Origin of the sequence: Enterovibrio baiacu (genome assembly GCF_004120195.1) — a bacterium.
GTDB classification, from domain to species: Bacteria; Pseudomonadota; Gammaproteobacteria; order Enterobacterales; family Vibrionaceae; genus Enterovibrio; species Enterovibrio baiacui.
This window is the reverse complement of sequence record NZ_SCHN01000018.1, coordinates 1-17,009: the sequence shown is the minus strand read 5'-3', so window position 1 is coordinate 17,009 and position 17,009 is coordinate 1. Positions and strand designations below refer to the sequence as shown.

The 17,009-nt window shown below is 48.5% G+C and carries 16 protein-coding genes; 5 read left to right on the top strand and 11 right to left on the bottom strand.

The window, feature by feature from the left end; genetic code table 11:
• Window positions 1-29 precede the first annotated feature (29 nt).
• The gene (rpoE, locus tag EQP46_RS18630) at window positions 30-608 is read right to left on the bottom strand and encodes an RNA polymerase sigma factor RpoE (protein ID WP_017011797.1); all 579 of its coding nucleotides are present in this window, start codon (window positions 606-608) and stop codon (window positions 30-32) included.
• 509 nt (window positions 609-1,117) lie between these two features.
• Between rpoE and nadB the strand changes: the two genes are divergently transcribed.
• A complete protein-coding gene (gene nadB, locus EQP46_RS18625; protein ID WP_129495080.1) occupies window positions 1,118-2,734 on the top strand; it encodes an L-aspartate oxidase in 1,617 nt (538 codons plus the stop codon).
• A 112-nt stretch (window positions 2,735-2,846) separates the two neighbouring features.
• Here the strand turns inward: nadB and EQP46_RS18620 are convergent, their stop codons facing one another.
• The 3 genes from EQP46_RS18620 to EQP46_RS18610 form a co-directional block, all read right to left on the bottom strand.
• On the bottom strand, window positions 2,847-4,655 hold the full coding sequence (locus tag EQP46_RS18620) for a methyl-accepting chemotaxis protein (RefSeq protein ID WP_129495079.1): 1,809 nt from the start codon (window positions 4,653-4,655) through the stop codon (window positions 2,847-2,849).
• Between the two features lie 125 nt (window positions 4,656-4,780).
• On the bottom strand, window positions 4,781-5,221 hold the full coding sequence (locus EQP46_RS24330) for a protein YgfX (RefSeq protein ID WP_161972877.1): 441 nt from the start codon (window positions 5,219-5,221) through the stop codon (window positions 4,781-4,783).
• Window positions 5,193-5,453: an FAD assembly factor SdhE gene (locus EQP46_RS18610; protein WP_129495078.1), complete on the bottom strand. Its 261-nt coding sequence runs from the start codon at window positions 5,451-5,453 to the stop codon at window positions 5,193-5,195. The genes EQP46_RS24330 and EQP46_RS18610 overlap by 29 nt, the downstream gene beginning before the upstream one ends.
• A gap of 203 nt (window positions 5,454-5,656) precedes the next feature.
• On the opposite strand from EQP46_RS18610, the gene ygfZ reads away from it, so the two are divergent.
• The 4 genes from ygfZ (at window position 5,657) to EQP46_RS18590 (ending at window position 8,513) form a co-directional block, all read left to right on the top strand.
• A complete protein-coding gene (gene ygfZ, locus EQP46_RS18605; RefSeq protein ID WP_129495077.1) occupies window positions 5,657-6,634 on the top strand; it encodes a tRNA-modifying protein YgfZ in 978 nt (325 codons plus the stop codon).
• Between the two features lie 35 nt (window positions 6,635-6,669).
• Window positions 6,670-7,152, top strand: coding sequence for an aminoacyl-tRNA deacylase (locus EQP46_RS18600; RefSeq protein ID WP_129495076.1), 483 nt, complete (start codon window positions 6,670-6,672; stop codon window positions 7,150-7,152).
• Window positions 7,153-7,158: 6 nt separating this feature from the next.
• On the top strand, window positions 7,159-8,094 hold the full coding sequence (locus tag EQP46_RS18595) for a LysR family transcriptional regulator (RefSeq protein WP_129495075.1): 936 nt from the start codon (window positions 7,159-7,161) through the stop codon (window positions 8,092-8,094).
• Between the two features lie 215 nt (window positions 8,095-8,309).
• The gene (locus tag EQP46_RS18590) at window positions 8,310-8,513 is read left to right on the top strand and encodes a DUF1107 family protein (protein WP_017011789.1); all 204 of its coding nucleotides are present in this window, start codon (window positions 8,310-8,312) and stop codon (window positions 8,511-8,513) included.
• 98 nt (window positions 8,514-8,611) lie between these two features.
• Here the strand turns inward: EQP46_RS18590 and gcvH are convergent, their stop codons facing one another.
• The 7 genes from gcvH to tkt form a co-directional block, all read right to left on the bottom strand.
• Entirely contained in the window at window positions 8,612-9,007 is a 396-nt protein-coding gene (gcvH, locus tag EQP46_RS18585; protein ID WP_129495074.1) for a glycine cleavage system protein GcvH, read from the bottom strand.
• A 363-nt stretch (window positions 9,008-9,370) separates the two neighbouring features.
• Window positions 9,371-10,204, bottom strand: coding sequence for a small-conductance mechanosensitive channel MscS (mscS, locus tag EQP46_RS18580; protein WP_129495073.1), 834 nt, complete (start codon window positions 10,202-10,204; stop codon window positions 9,371-9,373).
• Window positions 10,205-10,445: 241 nt separating this feature from the next.
• Entirely contained in the window at window positions 10,446-11,357 is a 912-nt protein-coding gene (mscS, locus tag EQP46_RS18575; protein ID WP_129495072.1) for a small-conductance mechanosensitive channel MscS, read from the bottom strand.
• Between the two features lie 158 nt (window positions 11,358-11,515).
• Entirely contained in the window at window positions 11,516-12,592 is a 1,077-nt protein-coding gene (gene fbaA / locus EQP46_RS18570) for a class II fructose-bisphosphate aldolase (protein ID WP_129495071.1), read from the bottom strand.
• 227 nt (window positions 12,593-12,819) lie between these two features.
• Window positions 12,820-13,983, bottom strand: a complete 1,164-nt coding sequence (locus EQP46_RS18565; protein WP_129495070.1) for a phosphoglycerate kinase — start codon at window positions 13,981-13,983, stop codon at window positions 12,820-12,822.
• A 69-nt stretch (window positions 13,984-14,052) separates the two neighbouring features.
• Complete coding sequence (epd, locus tag EQP46_RS18560) at window positions 14,053-15,093, bottom strand: erythrose-4-phosphate dehydrogenase (RefSeq protein WP_129495069.1); 1,041 nt, start codon at window positions 15,091-15,093, stop codon at window positions 14,053-14,055.
• A 228-nt stretch (window positions 15,094-15,321) separates the two neighbouring features.
• Window positions 15,322-17,009 (bottom strand): transketolase (gene tkt, locus EQP46_RS18555; protein ID WP_129495068.1); only part of this gene is annotated, 1,688 nt, incomplete at its 5' end.

Genomic DNA, 17,009 nt, shown 5'->3' with positions numbered 1-17,009 from the left:
TATTTCACCGTTATTAAACAGGTCATTCGCTAGTGGTTCATCAACGGACGAACACGTTTATCCACTGCTTCCCTGGCGCGAAAAATACGCGAACGTACTGTTCCTACCGGGCAGTCCATTACTTCTGCGATCTCTTCATAGCTTAGGCCATCGATTTCACGCAATGTAATTGCTGTTTTCAGGTCGTCAGGCAACGCCTCGATGGTACTAAAAACGACCTGTTTCAATTGTTCTGACAACATAAGGTTCTCAGGGTTCGATATTTCTTTTAGCGCCCCACCACTTTCGTAATTTGCTGCATCTTCTGCATCAATATCACTGGCTGGCGGACGTCTACCCTGAGCGACTAAATAATTCTTCGCTGTATTGACGGCAATGCGATACAACCACGTATAAAAGGCACTTTCTCCGCGAAAACCCGGCAAGGCACGATACGCTTTAATAAAGGCTTCTTGAGCCACATCTGGTACATCACCGCTATTGTTCACATAGCGAGAGATAAGGTTGCACACCTTATTCTGATATTTGATGACCAAAAGATTAAACGCTTGTTTATCACCGTTTTGTACGCGTTCGATTAGCGCTTGATCAGTAAACTGCTCGCTCATTCGAGCGCCTTCTCCTTATTATTGATACCAATACACTAGAGGCACTGCGTAATGCATAACCTACAGTTTTTCATCGACATCATGTCTGTGTTTGGTATTTCTTTATGCTCTTATGCCACTGCACTCTGCTGCATAATGTTTACAGCGAGTCATTTATGAATGAGCACATTGTCAGAGTTTGCAGAAAATGAAAAGTTCCCACTAGAAGCTGAAATCATCTCGCGATCTGATCCAGCTCGCAAAGTCTACCAGATCGAACGGCTACTCTGTAACCGTCAAACCAAGACATACCATATACCCAATTACCCTCAAGGTGCAGGACTCAACGCAACGAAAGGTTACTTGGCAATATAAGCATTGTGTCATGCCAATGTCTCTAACATGCGAACATTCTCCGTTTACATGGTTTCGTGTAAACTGGCTTGATATCTCAGAATAAATCACGCTGTCTCGGACGGACACAGGAAACGCGGGTGCCAATTCGTTCGAGTGAAAGGAATACATAATCGATGGGCAATCACCAAGAACATATTTGTGACGTGCTGGTTATAGGCAGCGGCGCAGCAGGACTTTCACTGGCGCTTCACCTCGCGCCAACGCAAAAAGTCATGGTGTTAAGTAAAGGACCTCGAAACGAAGGCGCAACCTATTATGCGCAAGGCGGCATTGCTGCCGTTTTCGATGAAAGCGATTCCGTTGAATCACACGTTGAAGACACCCAAATTGCCGGTGACGGCATTTGTGACGAAGACGTCGTGAAATTCATCGCTGAGAACGCGAAAGAGTGTGTGCAATGGCTCATTGACGGTGGCGTTCCTTTCGATCGCGAAGAGAACGACAACGATGATTCACCCAAATATCACCTGACGCGAGAAGGCGGGCACAGCCACCGCCGTATTTTGCACGCTGCCGATGCGACCGGCATGGCGGTGCAAACATCCCTTCAAGAAAACGTTCACCAGCATCCAAACATTACTGTGCTTGAGCGCCACAACGCGCTTGACCTGATCACGCGTAAGAAAATAGGCATTTCCGGTGCGAACCGCGTGTTAGGGGCGTATGTGTGGAACCGTGACCGAGAAGCGGTTGAAACGGTACGTGCAAAATTCGTGGTACTTGCATCTGGCGGCGCATCCAAAGTTTATCAATATACCTCTAACCCTGACGTGTCTTCTGGCGATGGTATCGCTATGGCATGGCGCGCAGGGTGCCGTGTTGCCAACCTCGAGTTCAACCAGTTCCACCCAACATGCTTATTCCACCCTGATGCACGCAACTTCTTGTTGACCGAAGCCCTGCGTGGTGAGGGGGCTTACTTACGTCGTCCCGACGGTTCGCGTTTTATGCCCGATTTTGATGAGCGTGCAGAGCTTGCACCTCGCGATGTCGTGGCACGTGCGATCGACTACGAGATGAAACGTTTGGGTGCAGATTGCATGTACATCGACATCAGTCATAAAGACCCGGAGTTCGTGTCCAAGCACTTCCCCACCATTTATGAAAAGCTGCTGACATTCGGGTTTGATTTGACCAAAGATGCCATTCCTATCGTGCCTGCCGCACACTACACCTGTGGTGGCGTAATGGTAGATAAGAACGGCCAAACAGACCTGAGCGGTTTGTATGCCATCGGTGAAGTCAGTTACACCGGACTACACGGCTCTAATCGCATGGCCTCTAACTCACTCCTCGAATGCGTGGTGTATGCGTGGGCAGCGGCGATGCACATTGGCGAGCATGCATCTGAAGCAGAAGTGCCGCCTTCTCTTCCTCATTGGGATGACAGCCTTGTTTGTTGCTCTGACGAAGAGGTGGTTATCCAGCACAACTGGCATGAATTACGCCTGTTTATGTGGGATTACGTGGGCATCGTGCGTTCGACCAAGCGTCTTGAGCGCGCACTTCGACGCATTGAACTGCTCAAGCAAGAAACCAATGAGTACTACAGCAACTTCCGTGTTTCTAACAACTTGTTGGAATTGCGTAACTTGTTGCAAGTCGCAGAGCTTATGGTGCGCTGTGCGATGGCGAGAAAAGAGAGCCGAGGCTTGCACTACACCATCGACTATCCGGATAAGCTGGAAGACAGTGGCCCAACGATTTTGGTGCCTGACTTCCCCTGTTGAGCATGTGAGTTGCCATGTTCCTAAAAGGTAATGGCCAACATTAAGATAGCAAAAAGCCCTCGAAGGAGGGCTTTTTCATGTCTCGCAGACATGCAATAGATAAGGCTACGGATTAAGATCGGAAGGCGGCTATCGAACGCTCAAGCTCTTCACTCTGCTCGGCCACACGGTAAGCGGCACGCGCGTTTTCACCGGTCGTTTCGGTATTCTGAGACGTAATGGTTTGAATCGAATGCACGTTCACATTCACTTCTCTCGCCACCATGCTTTGCTCTTCAATTGCCGCTGCGATTTGTGTACTCACATCCATGATCTGCTGCATGTCGATGATGATGTTATCCAGTTCAGATGCCGCATCTTCGACATAATTGACTGACGCATTGCTTTGCTCTTGGCACGTCGCGATACGTTCAACCACCTGATTCGTTTGCTGCTGAAGCGAGGTGATCATATTGCCAATTTCTTCCGTCGATTTGTGGGTGCGTGTTGCAAGGGAACGAACCTCATCCGCCACCACGGCAAAACCACGGCCTTGCTCACCCGCACGCGCCGCTTCAATCGCAGCATTCAGTGCAAGCAAGTTGGTTTGCTCAGAGATGCCTTGGATAACATCCACCACACTGCCAATCTCTTGAGAAAGTGACACAAGGCTATGAATATCGGTGTTCGCCATGCCCAGCCCATCGGAAAGCGACACAATCGCATCACGCGTTGCCTGTACAGTTTGGTGCCCTTTCTGAGCACGAGACAGACTTTGATCTGCGTTAGCGGCGGCAGATTCGGTGTTCGAGGCAATTTCACGAATGGTCGCTTCCATTTCGTTCACTGCTGTCGCCGCCATTTCTGCCTCAGATTGCTGCTTATCCAGCGCACGCTCCGCGTCACTGCTTCTTACGCGCACATCTGATGCTGTTGCATTCAGTGTGGTGATGGACACTTTCACGCCAGCAATGAGCGTCTGACAATGCTGAAGCACAGTATTGAAATCTTTCGCGACCAAGCCAATTTCGTCATTGCTTGATTCATCAGCACGAAGGGTAAGATCTCGCTCAGATGCCACTTTTTCCATGGTCCCCGTCAGCGTTTTCAAGCGTCCTTGGATGTCTTTGTTTAACCACATACAGCACGCGATCAGCAGAAGGGAAATCACCACGAGCACACTGCCCGAAGACACAATCAGGCTTTTCTCTGATGACGCCAATTCTTGGTTCAACTGTGTGCGCATCGAATCAAAGTCTGCTTCCACCTGATGGGTTTGACCACGAATGCTGCCGAGTAGACCCGATTTATGATCTAACCCAACCTCACGTTTTAATTGCATGTAACGCGTCACCAATGCGCGCTGCTCATCAAATAAAGGCGCGTCAGTCCGCGATGCCATGCCTTCCCACGAAGAAAGGTACTCATCAAAACGCGTTTCAGTGGTATCTGCCACCAACAAACGGGCAAGCGTTACCGCGTGCTCAACGTCTGCGTTATTAGGTTGCTCAGAAAGCAGCGCGGTATTCACTTTGGTGAGTTCGCCCCACGTACCCGACTCGCGATGCAAGCCTAAGGTTTTGTAGCTGTTCGCCAACGTTTTGAAGCCATTGCTGTAGCTTTCCATCGCGCGAGAGACGGCGTTTAATTGCGGCAAATCAAGGGATAACATTTGCGCTTGTTGATTGAGCGTCTCTAAGTCTTGATCAAATGCCGATACGTTATTGGCGAATCTGCCCACGTATTTTTCATCCAATCGCGCCAAGAAATCTTTCTCATTACGCCTTAAATTTAATAGACGCACTTCAAGATCGGAGATAAGTGTTTGCTTGGTTTTGAGTTCAACCAACCTATCAGAAGCCTGCCAACCTATGGTGGCAAACAGAATTAAGGACACAGCAGAGAATGCGGTAAGTGCGTAGAGTTTGGTTCTTATTTTCATCGTGTGTCTTCCCTATAAACGTCTTTGGGCGCATGAGTGTTCACAAATGCATCTTCATTTATCGACAGGGTGAATGGTTTTTTTAGGGACGTTATACGATAAACAACAAACTTATGAGATCGAGATCACACCTTTATCGCCAAACAAACGCGGCTCAGGTGACGATAAGTGGATTCAGAGAAGGCATCTTTAAAGAAAGGGAGTCGGCGTCGTTGGCGGCCATCGTGAAGATCAATCACCATTAACCACCCACTCAGGAAATGAACACGGCGAACATGCCACACGTGGCTATTCAGCAAGCATCGCCCTTGCGTATCAAGTTGGAGGACGTCTCGCACCGACGAGCAAGGTTCAGGTGTAAAAGGTTGTGACGCAGATAGTCGCCAAGAAAGACGGCGAAATTCAGTCGAGAGAAAGAGAAGACAAAGCGCTTTCGCTTCAAGAGGTAACGCGCTGACGGAAAACAGAAGTATTCCCGTCAGCACATATCCCACCACCACACTACGTGCAAATAAGCGGGAATGACCAATGTGCGTATTAACGCAACTTGCTTCGGTTATGAGCAATGATCTTGTCCGTCATCGCTGACAACGCGGGTGATTCACTGCGCGTGTGTCCCATCAACCATGTAAATAAGTCAGGGTCATCACACTCAAGTAAAGCAACGAAATCTTGTTTCTCGGCTTCGGTCAGATTATCAAAACACTCTTCAAAGAAAGGCATAATGATAACGTCCAATTCCAACATACCGCGACGGCATGCCCATTTGACCCGCGCTTTATCTTCTGCGGTCAGCATGATTACCTCGTTAAACATCAATAGAAATTCTGACACAAATAGTATCAGTGCCTTGCGTGCGGCGCTATTTCCATTATCAGACACCTTTAGACCTTGTGATCCAGGTAACTCACCCTCACTTAAAGAGTGAGAAGATGTAAGGTGCTGACTTTACGCCAAGGCAGCATTAACATAACAGCATTGAAAATGAAGCGAGAAATACCATGACAAACTGGTACCAACAGCACGACTTCCCACGCCTGCCACTTTCTCCGGACAGCGAGTTACCAGCACTGTCAGTGATCGCGCTGGATACGCTCACGCTGATCACCGCAAAAGGTGACGACACCATCAGCTACCTTCAAGGCCAGCTAACGTGTGACTTGGTTTCTCTCGATAAAACCGCGTCTACCCTTGCAGCACACTGTGATGCAAAAGGGAAAGTGTGGTCTGCACTGCGAATGTTCCACCATCTTGATGGTATTGCTTATACCCAGCCTTCTTCTATCGCAGAAAAGCAGCTTACTGAAATTAAAAAATACGGCATTTTTTCGAAGGTGACGTTTGAAATCAGCGAACTGGTGTTGCTCGGTGTCGCCGGTGAGAAAGCCGATAATGCCATGCTGTCTCGTTACATTGGTGACGGTGATGTGCGTGCAACGCAAACCGGTACCGCCGTTCGTCTTGAACCCAATCGTTGGATGCTCGCCATCGAGGCGTCTGAAGCAGACCAATTACTGTCAGAGTTGGGTGAGCGCGCAACGCTAAGTGATGCAGCGCTTTGGGATCTCTTAGAGCTTCGTGCGGCAATCCCTGCCCTTTCTGAACCCACAACGAATGAGTTCATTCCTCAGTCGTTGAACCTGCAGGCCTTGGATGCCATCAGCTTCAAGAAAGGGTGTTACACAGGCCAAGAAACCGTGGCGCGCGCGAAATACCGTGGCATCAATAAACGTGCGACCTACCTTCTGCAAGGTGAAGCAAGCACGGCACCGAAAGCGGGGGATGCAATGGAGCGAAGCGTGGGTGAAAACTGGCGTTCAGGCGGCACCATTTTGTCTGGCTACCAGTTCGATAACGGTCAAGCGCTGGCACTGGTTGTCATGCCAAATAACCTCGACGATGACACCCAATTCCGTCTTGCTGATGCGTATGACATTTGGCAGAAACTGCCACTGCCTTACAGTTTAGAAGACGCCTAATCGACCTTCCGACTTAAAGAGTTCACGGTTTTAGAATGACAGATTTTGATACGCCAATTTTGTCGGTGCTTCGCTATCACGAGATTGCACACCACATTTTGCCTCATGAAACAGAAGCAACCACCATTGCCGATGCCGCGCAACAGCGCGGTGTTGACCCTCGCCAAATGGTGAAATCCATGTTGATGAAAGACATGGGTGGCAACATCGTGTTGGCGTGTGTTCCGGGAACCGCATCCGTTGATCCAAACAAAGTCCGTGACGTTATGGGGCTTAGGCGCATGACCTGCGTTGAAAGCAAGCACGTGATTTCCATGACAGGTTACGCACCCGGCATGGTCACGCCTGTGGCAGTCAACCAGATGTACCCCATCATCTTTGATGCGGCACTCAGTGAATTTGAGCTGATCAATATCAGCAGCGGTTCGCCTATGGCAGGCGTGGAAATGGCTTATCAAGATCTCGTCGAATTGTGCAACCCAATCGTTGCAGACATTCGCCGAGACGACGCGAGCTAACCCTGCATGAAACAGGTAAATTGGCGCAGTGTTGACCTTAACTTGTTGGTCGCATTCTCTGCGTTGATGGAGTCACGCAGCGTGACCCGCGCGGCTGAAAAGCTGTCGATTGGCCAATCGGCCATGAGCCATAACCTGTCTCGCTTGCGCACGTTGCTTGATGATCCCTTGTTTCATCGACAAGGGAATGAAATGCTCCCGACGACCCGCGCGTTAGAGCTTGTGCCTGTCGTTGAGCAACTCCTCGAAACCATTGCCAGCGACATACTCACACCGGTTCGTTTTGAGCCGGAGCTGTACGATGGGCCAGTTCGCATCGGGCTGACTGATTACGCCGAGCTGGTTTTTGCGCCAGTGCTTTTTGATGAATTCCGCCGCCAAGCGCCGCATTGCCAATTAAGCTGCCGCCCTGTTGATCGCGTGAACTATCGCGAAGCGCTTAAATCGGATCATGTTGACGTGGTGTTAGGGGCAGTAGAGCCGCAAGATACGGCACTTATCATGGAAGATTTATACACTGAGCGACATGTCTGTCTGTTTGACCCGCGTTCTACAGGACTCTCGAGCCCTCTAAGCTTAGATAACTACACATCAACACCGCATGCCCTCGTGACCGTTGATGGTCAACTCAGCAGCCCTGTGGATGACACATTGCGTGCCTTAGGGTGTGACAGACAAGTCGTCATGGGCTCACAACGCTTCCTCACGGTCAGGCATTTGCTCTCTGGCCGTAATCTACTCTGCACCGTTGCCGAATTGATGGCGAAGCTCGAAATGTTCAATGACACCTTGGCGATCAGCCCAGCCCCCGTTAACGTCAGCGATTTCGTTATCCGTCAGATTTGGCACAAAAAACACGACAACAACGCGAAGAATATGTGGATCCGCAACACTATTCAGCACACTGTTATTCAGCAAGTGGAAGATTTACGTGCTAGATAGCACAACGTCTGTCTAACTTTCTGGAATGTGACCAATCGCTTATTCGTACAAGTCTTTCTATTTTTCTTGGGCAAGTGCCTTGTATGTCACATTGTGGTCATCACTGCATCGTTATAATGCCGCCCGCCAAAAATGCAGAATCTTGCTCTGCACTTTAAGCGGTTGGCTAGCAGTGCCGTGAGGCACGGACATAAAAACGAAAAAGGAATTACGTAATGCGGATGTTTAATCGTTATGTCCCTACCATGATAGCTAAACACGTCTACCGTTTGTTTCAAGGACGTATTTATATCGATGGTCGAGGAGATTTCGAATTTCATCAAGGAATGGTGCAAGCACAGTCTAATGCAGACATTGAACACTACCGTACGGTCAGTGAAATCAATGCAGAAATTAAACGTTTGAAACAGCAGCACTAGGGGCGTGGAACGCCAAATTTTGAGTGTCTATTTAGGCATATCGCTTGATCAAAAACACCGCGACATTCGCGGTGTTTTTTTATCTCGAAAAAGCAACCTTACTCGTCGTCTTCTTCAATCGCATCGGTATACGCTTCTGCATCCATCAACTCATCAATTTCTGAGCTATCTGAGATGCGGATCTGGAACAGCCATCCATCACCGTATGGGTCTGAGTTAACCAATTCTGGCGAACCTTCCAAATCTTCATTCACCGCAACGATTTCGCCTGTCAGCGGTGTGTAAATATCCGAAGCAGCCTTAACGGATTCAGCAACGGCACAATCATCGCCCGCATCAACCGTGTCACCAACGTCTGGCAAGTCAACAAACACCATGTCGCCAAGCAGGGCTTGTGCATGGTCTGAAATCCCCACGGAATAGACGCCGTCACCTTCAGGTCGTACCCACTCGTGAGAAGCCGTAAATTTCAGCTCAGATGGGATATTGCTCATAAATCAAATTCCTTCTATTTAAACGCGCTGCTATCTCTTAACTGTATGCCGTCGAAAATTCCCATCACCACATCAAAGTCATGCTTGATGAACAAGCTCAACGCTTCAAACAGAAGCTCACACCTCAAAGAAGCTAGGGACATCACCTCAGATACGCAAATTAGGAAAGCCTTCGCGTCTACGCAAGAAAATTCCTTAGCGCGCCCTCAATTGTTTTAACTCGATCAAGGGTTAATCCCTCAACGCGCCGCCGACACACTAAGGCTATATGGATGGTATAAACTCAAATCACACAAACAAAAGACAAAAAAACGCCAGCAACCCAATGGGGTTGCTGGCGTTTTCTAGGAAAAACAGACTACATTATGCGTCGTTTTTCTGAACGTGAACGTCCATTTGTGGGAACGGAATTTCGATGCCTTCGTTATCAAGCTCTTCTTTGATAGCTTGAAGAAGGTCAAAGTACACGCCCCAGTAATCCGCTGTTTTCACCCAAGGGCGAACAACAAGGTTTACAGAAGAATCCGCAAGCTCTACCACACCAATGGTTGGCTCTGGCGTTGGAAGAATACGAGATTCTGCAGCAATAACACGCGCCAACACTTCTTTGGTTTTCTTCAGGTCAGCACTATAAGACACGCCAATCACGTAGTCGATACGACGTGTGTTGTGGCGTGAGTAGTTAGTGATTGGGCTTGAGATAACGCCACCGTTAGGCACAACGATCATTTTGTTGTCAGGCGTAGTCAGTACGGTAGAGAAGATTTGGATAGATTCAACAGAACCTGCTACTCCAGCAACCTCAACGTAGTCGCCAGACTTGAACGGACGGAATGCAACAATCAGTACACCCGCTGCAAAGTTAGATAGCGAGCCTTGAAGTGCAAGACCAACAGCCAAACCCGCGGCACCGATAACAGCAACCACTGACGCAGTTTGAACGCCAAGTTTACCCAACGCAGCAATGATAACGATGACGAAAAGTAGGTAACGAACAAAAGAGTGAACGAATTCAACAACGCTGTCATCGAGTTGTTTTTTGCGCATCATTTTAGCGATGGCGTTAGCGATTTTCTTAACGACCCAGTTACCGACGATAAGAATAAGAATGGCGGAAATAGCATTTACCGCATATTGAAGCAGGAGGTCTTGGTTTTCAGTGAACCAGGTGACCGCACCTTGAGTTGCATCTTCCATTGCAATGTCCTTGATGTTTGTAATTTACGTAAACTGTCCTGAGATACGCTCGAGAGCAATCGCACCCCAACTACCTGGTAATTTGTCACAGGTAAAAATCAGGAGAGAGTTTACAGTTTAAGCAGCAATAAAAACTGTCTCAAATTTAAAACATGCGAACTGATCTTTTTGTGACTTATCTGTGTCATAGATATAAAAAAGCCCCGCATATTTGCAGGGCTTTTTCTCAGGATGCGAGGGATTAAACCGCTTCAGCAACCGGTTGTTTCTCAGCGTTGGCTTTCGCCTTCACTTCTGCAGCCGCAGCGTGGTAATGCACATCCATTTGTGGGAATGGAATTTCGATACCCGCTTCGTCTAGGCCTTCTTTAATGGCTTGCATCAAGTCGAAGTACGTTGCCCAGTAATCAGCCGTGTTTACCCAAGGGCGAACAACGAAGTTCACTGAAGAGTCCATCAATGCATGCACACCAATCGTTGGCTCAGGATCTTGCAGAACACGCGGGTCAGCTTTCACAATACGCGTTAGCACTTCTTTGGTCTTCTTAAGATCAGCCTTGTAAGACACACCGATAACGAAATCAATGCGACGTGTATCATGGCGCGAGTAGTTAGTGATAGGGCTAGAGATCACGGTGCCATTAGGCACGACAACCATTTTATTGTCTGGTGTGGTCAAGATGGTCGAGAAGATCTGAATAGACGCAACTGAACCTGATACACCGCCCACTTCTACGTGGTCGCCAGACTTGAATGGACGGAACGTCACAATCAGAACACCTGCCGCAAAGTTAGACAGCGAACCTTGAAGCGCAAGACCGATAGCAAGACCTGCCGCACCGATAACCGCAACGATTGACGCAGTTTCAACGCCAACACGACCTAGAGCAGCAATCAGTACAATGGTAAACATCACGTAGCGAACCAAGTTCTCGATAAAATCGACGACGGATTGGTCCAACTCACGTTTTTTCAGCACAACGGCTACAGAGCCAGCGACTTTCTTAACAACCCAATTACCCACAAGCATGATCATGATTGCGGTAACAATATTCACGCCATACTGAATCATCAGTTCATGGTTTGACGCTAACCAATTCATTGCTTCATTTGCTGTGTCTTCAACAGCCTGAATTGCATTTTGCTCAGTCATCTCTTTCTCTCAACTTAAGATCACACAAGCCAACTCCTACCGCAGTCCCCTGCAATCAGAATTGGCTTGGTCACATGACTAAATTTCAGCCACAAAAAAACCCGCTAAATTTAGCGGGTTTTGAGAGATTTGTAATCCGTTTTTTTTAAAAAACGAACTTACAGAACGTCGATTGCGTTCAGGTCAGCAAATGCTTTCTCTAGGCGAGTAACCATTGAAGCTTGACCAGCGCGTAGCCATACGCGTGGATCGTAGTACTTCTTGTTTGGCGCAGATTCGCCAGTTGGGTTACCGATTTGACCTTGTAGGAAATCGTGGTTTTCAGCTTCGTAAGTACGGATACCATCCCAAGTCGCCCACTGAGTATCAGTATCGATGTTCATTTTGATAACACCGTAGCCGATAGACTCTTGGATTTCTGCTTCAGAAGAACCAGAACCACCGTGGAATACGAAGTTCAGAGCGTTAGGTGCGATGCCGAATTTCTCAGCACAGTACGCTTGTGAATCACGTAGGATGGTTGGCGTCAGTACAACGTTACCAGCTTGGTAAACACCGTGTACGTTACCGAAAGATGCTGCGATAGTGAAACGTGGGCTGATTGCGCTCAGTTTCTCGTATGCGTATGCAACGTCTTCAGGAGAAGTGTATAGCTCAGACGCGTCCATGTGAGAGTTGTCTACGCCGTCTTCTTCACCACCAGTACAACCTAGTTCGATTTCTAGCGTCATACCCATCTTTTCCATGCGCGCTAGGTAAGCTGCACAGATTTCGATGTTTTCTTCTAGCGTTTCTTCTGACAGGTCAATCATGTGAGAAGAGAACAGTGGCTTACCTGTTGCTTCGAAGTGCGCTTCACCCGCGTCTAGAAGACCGTCGATCCAAGGAAGAAGTTTCTTCGCAGCGTGGTCAGTGTGAAGGATAACTGGAACACCGTACGCTTCCGCAACAGCGTGAACGTATTTAGCACCTGCGATTGCACCAAGGATTTGTGCACCTTGGCCTTCTAGTTTCACGCCTTTACCCGCGAAGAAACCAGCACCGCCGTTAGAGAACTGAACAACAACTGGCGCTTTCACTTTAGAAGCTGCTTCTAGCACACCGTTGATTGAGTCAGTGTTTACTACGTTTACCGCAGGAAGAGCGAACTTGTGCTCTTTAGCAATTTCAAACACTTTCTGTACGTCGTCACCAGAGATAACGCCAGGTTTTACAAAATCAAAAATCTTAGACATAACAATAGTCCTATTTACTCTGTTGTCTTTGAATGAATCATTTACCAAGCTGGCCATAATCCAACCAACTCGGCTAAATCGGCAAACGTTTGCGATCAGCGCTGCGCATTGTACCCAAACGTCTCTCCAAACACATTAATTTTTGCATTTGGTGTATGCATCTTCACGCATAATTCTCGGCGAAAGACACATAAAAAAACGGAGGCTAATCACCTCCGTTTCACGAATTACGCTTTAGCGCGTGCTTCTAGCATTTCAACAGCTGGAAGTACTTTACCTTCAACGAACTCTAGGAATGCACCACCGCCAGTAGAGATGTAAGAAACATCCGCTTTGATACCGAACTTGTCGATAGCTGCTAGCGTGTCACCACCGCCCGCTACAGAGAAACCTGCAGACTCAGCGATTGCTTTAGAGATACCAGCAGTACCCGCTTCGAAGTTCTTGAATTCGAATACGCCTACAGGGCCGTTCCAAAGGATGGTTTTCGCTGCGCCGATGATTTCAGCAAGCGCTGCAGTTGATTGAGGACCTAGGTCGAAAATCATGTCGTCATCTTGAACGTCTGCAACGTTTTTGATTTCAGCTTCTGCGTTTTCGTCGAATGCTTTTGCACATGCAACGTCAGTTGCTACTGGAATCGCACACTCTTTCATCAGTTTCTGAGCCGTTTCAACCAGGTCAGCTTCGTAAAGAGACTTACCTACGTTGTGGCCTTCCGCTGCGATGAAGGTGTTCGCGATACCACCGCCAACAACCAATTGGTCAGCGATTTTAGATAGAGACTCAAGAACGGTCAGTTTAGTAGAAACTTTAGAACCACCAACGATAGCAACCAATGGACGCTCTGGGTTGTCCATTGCTTTACCTAGTGCTTCAAGTTCAGCCGCTAGAAGAGGGCCCGCACATGCGATAGGTGCGAATACGCCTACGCCGTAGGTAGATGCTTGTGCGCGGTGCGCAGTACCGAATGCATCCATCACGAATACGTCACACAGTGCAGCGTATGCTTTAGACAGTTCGTCTTCGTTCTTCTTCTCGCCTTTGTTAAAGCGAACGTTTTCTAGAACAACCAGCTCACCCGCATTCAGCTCTAGGCCGTTCAGGTAGTCTTTCGCCAGTTTAACGTCACACGCAAGTGCATCGTTTAGGTAGTTAACAACAGGTTGTAGAGAGAACTCTTCCGCGTACTCGCCTTCAGTTGGACGACCAAGGTGAGAAGTTACCATCACTTTCGCGCCAGCATCTAGGCAAGCTTGGATGGTTGGGATTGACGCTAGGATACGTGCGTCAGAAGTTACTTTGCCATCTTTAACTGGTACGTTCAGATCAGCACGGATAAATACGCGTTTGCCAGCCAGATCCAGATCAGTCATTTTAATTACAGACATTTTCGTCCTCTCTCTAAGTTGCAAAAATTAAAAAATTTGCTTTAGCTCTTACTGAGTAAAAGCCGTGACTCAAGCCTTCGAGCCACTGGAAACTGCTTCCATGGCTAACGCGGTGTCTAACATCCGGTTAGCAAATCCCCACTCGTTGTCGCACCACACCAGCATTTTCACCAAATTGTGGTTACTCACCCGGGTTTGCGAGCCATCGACAATGGCGCTGTGGGGGTCATGGTTAAAGTCAATCGAGACTAATGGCGCCTCGGTATAATCGACGATGCCGTTCAATGTACACCGAGCAGCCTCTTCGAGTGATTGATTTACGTCATTAACTTTCACTTTTGTGTTAACTGTGACACTTAAGTCCATTGCAGTGACGTTAATTGTTGGCACTCTAACCGAAATCGCTTCGAATTTGTCAGAAAATTTCGGAAATATTCTTCCAATTCCCAAATGCAATTTCGTATCGACAGGAATAATAGACTGACTTGCAGCACGTGTGCGTCGCAAATCTGGATGATATGCATCAATTACCTGCTGATCATTCATTGAAGAGTGAATTGTTGTGATTGTACCCGACTCAATACCGAACTGCTCATCCAGTACTTTTATCACGGGAACAATACAGTTTGTGGTGCAAGAGCCGTTTGAAACGATAAGGTCAGAGGCGGTTAATGTGTCTTCATTCACACCAAAGATGATGGTGTTATCAAGATCATTGCTGCCCGGGTGGGAAAACAGGACTTTCTTAGCCCCCGCATCAATATGTGCTTGGCCGTGTTCGCGGTTACCGTAAACACCGGTGCAATCGAGCACGATATCAATGTCTAGGTCGCGCCAAGGGAGCAGTTCGATATCAGACAAGTGAAGAAGGCGAATGGTATCGTAGTCACCGTCTTGATGATGGACGTAGAGGTGTTCCTGATTATTGGTGATTTTTTTCTGGAATCGCCCATGACTGGTGTCATATTGCAGAAGATGAGCCATCGCATCAGGCTGGGCAAGTTCATTCACCGCCACCACTTTAATTTGCTGACTTTTTCCACTTTCATATACGGCGCGTAAAACATTGCGGCCGATACGCCCAAATCCATTGATCGCTACCTTAAGCATTGCACCCTGTGTCCTAACACGAATTTATTGTCCTAGATATTACATGATACGGATCACAATCGCATCCGTAGAATCGTATCAACCAGAAGCAAGCGCTTTCATGGCGTACGCCAAACAAAGTGCACTGTTTCTTTCCTTATTCCCTACGCAATTCAATCGCAATACGCTCTTTTCAACCGAAAAAAAACCGAGCCCACTGGCTCGGTTTTTATTGTCACTACCTTGCTATTACGCAAGCAGCTCTTTCGCCGTTTCAACCACGTTTTCAACGGTGAAACCGAACATCTTGAACAGCTCACCAGCAGGTGCAGATTCGCCGAAGGTGTGCATGCCGATGATACGGCCGTCGAAGCCCACGTACTTGTACCAGAAGTCAGCAATACCTGCTTCAATCGCAACACGTGCAGTCACGTCTGAAGGAAGCACTGACTCACGGTACGCTGCGTCTTGCTTGTCGAACACGTCAGTTGCAGGCATAGAAACAACGCGTACTTGCTTGCCATCAGCAGACAGTTGCGCTGCAGCTTCAACTGCAAGTTCCACTTCAGAACCGGTCGCAATCAAGATGAGGTCAGGCTTACCTGCGCAATCTTTCAGGACGTAACCGCCCTTCGCGATATCAGCCACTTGCTCAGCAGAGCGATCTTGCTGCGCCAAGTTTTGACGAGAGAAGATCAGCGACGTTGGGCCATCTTTACGCTCGATAGCCAGTTTCCATGCAACCGCAGATTCTACTTGGTCACACGGACGCCATGTGCTCATGTTTGGCGTTAGGCGCAGTGATGCGATTTGCTCAACAGGTTGGTGTGTTGGGCCATCTTCACCCAGACCAATTGAGTCATGGGTGTACACTTGGATGTTCTGAATTTTCATCAGTGCAGCCATGCGCATTGCGTTACGTGCGTATTCCATGAACATCAGGAAGGTTGCACCGTAAGGCACGAAACCACCGTGCAGTGCGATACCGTTGATGATTGCTGTCATGCCGAACTCGCGCACACCGTAGTGAACGTAGTTGCCTGACGCATCGTCAGCCGTTACCGCTTTTGAACCAGACCACATGGTCAGGTTTGAAGGCGCAAGGTCAGCAGAGCCGCCCATGAACTCAGGGAGCATCGCGCCAAACGCTTCTAGTGCGTTTTGAGACGCTTTACGTGATGCAATGTTTGCAGGATTTGCTTGCAGGTCAGCAATGATTTGGTTGGCTTTCGCTTCCCATTCTGCAGGCAAGTCGCCGTTTACTCGACGCTTGAACTCAGCCGCAAGCTCTGGGTAAGCCGCTTCATACGCAGCCAGCTTCTCGTTCCAAGAAGACTCTTTCGCTGCACCCGCTTCTTTCGCGTCCCACTTACCGTAGATATCCGCAGGGATCTCAAACGGACCGTGTTCCCAACCAAGCTGTTGACGAGTTGCTGCGATTTCATCTGCGCCCAATGGTGCGCCGTGACAATCGTGTGTGCCCGCTTTGTTTGGTGAACCGAAACCGATAACGGTTTTGGTACAAATCAAAGTAGGACGACCAGTTTCTGCTTTCGCAGCTTCGATAGCGGCATTGATTGCGTCAGCATCGTGACCATCAACAGCCGGAATAACATGCCAGCCGTACGCTTCGAAACGCTTAGGTGTGTCGTCAGTGAACCAGCCTTCTACGTGACCGTCGATAGAGATACCGTTGTCATCCCAGAATGCGACCAGCTTGCCCAAACCTAGCGTACCCGCCAGTGAACAAGCTTCGTGAGAAATGCCTTCCATCAAACAGCCGTCGCCCAAGAACACATAAGTGTTGTGGTCAACGATGTCGTGGCCTTCACGGTTAAATTGCGCGGCCAGAGATTTCTCTGCCATCGCCATGCCTACCGCATTGGTGATGCCTTGGCCAAGTGGACCTGTGGTGGTCTCGATGCCTGGTGCATAAC

Coding starts and splice junctions, on each gene's coding strand:
- rpoE (WP_017011797.1), bottom strand. CDS start 608: ATGAGCGAGCAGTTTACTGATCAAGCGCTAATCGAACGCGTACAAAAC.
- nadB (WP_129495080.1), top strand. CDS start 1,118: ATGGGCAATCACCAAGAACATATTTGTGACGTGCTGGTTATAGGCAGC.
- EQP46_RS18620 (WP_129495079.1), bottom strand. CDS start 4,655: ATGAAAATAAGAACCAAACTCTACGCACTTACCGCATTCTCTGCTGTG.
- EQP46_RS18610 (WP_129495078.1), bottom strand. CDS start 5,453: ATGCTGACCGCAGAAGATAAAGCGCGGGTCAAATGGGCATGCCGTCGC.
- ygfZ (WP_129495077.1), top strand. CDS start 5,657: ATGACAAACTGGTACCAACAGCACGACTTCCCACGCCTGCCACTTTCT.
- EQP46_RS18600 (WP_129495076.1), top strand. CDS start 6,670: ATGACAGATTTTGATACGCCAATTTTGTCGGTGCTTCGCTATCACGAG.
- EQP46_RS18595 (WP_129495075.1), top strand. CDS start 7,159: ATGAAACAGGTAAATTGGCGCAGTGTTGACCTTAACTTGTTGGTCGCA.
- EQP46_RS18590 (WP_017011789.1), top strand. CDS start 8,310: ATGCGGATGTTTAATCGTTATGTCCCTACCATGATAGCTAAACACGTC.
- gcvH (WP_129495074.1), bottom strand. CDS start 9,007: ATGAGCAATATCCCATCTGAGCTGAAATTTACGGCTTCTCACGAGTGG.
- mscS (WP_129495073.1), bottom strand. CDS start 10,204: ATGGAAGATGCAACTCAAGGTGCGGTCACCTGGTTCACTGAAAACCAA.
- mscS (WP_129495072.1), bottom strand. CDS start 11,357: ATGACTGAGCAAAATGCAATTCAGGCTGTTGAAGACACAGCAAATGAA.
- fbaA (WP_129495071.1), bottom strand. CDS start 12,592: ATGTCTAAGATTTTTGATTTTGTAAAACCTGGCGTTATCTCTGGTGAC.
- EQP46_RS18565 (WP_129495070.1), bottom strand. CDS start 13,983: ATGTCTGTAATTAAAATGACTGATCTGGATCTGGCTGGCAAACGCGTA.
- epd (WP_129495069.1), bottom strand. CDS start 15,093: ATGCTTAAGGTAGCGATCAATGGATTTGGGCGTATCGGCCGCAATGTT.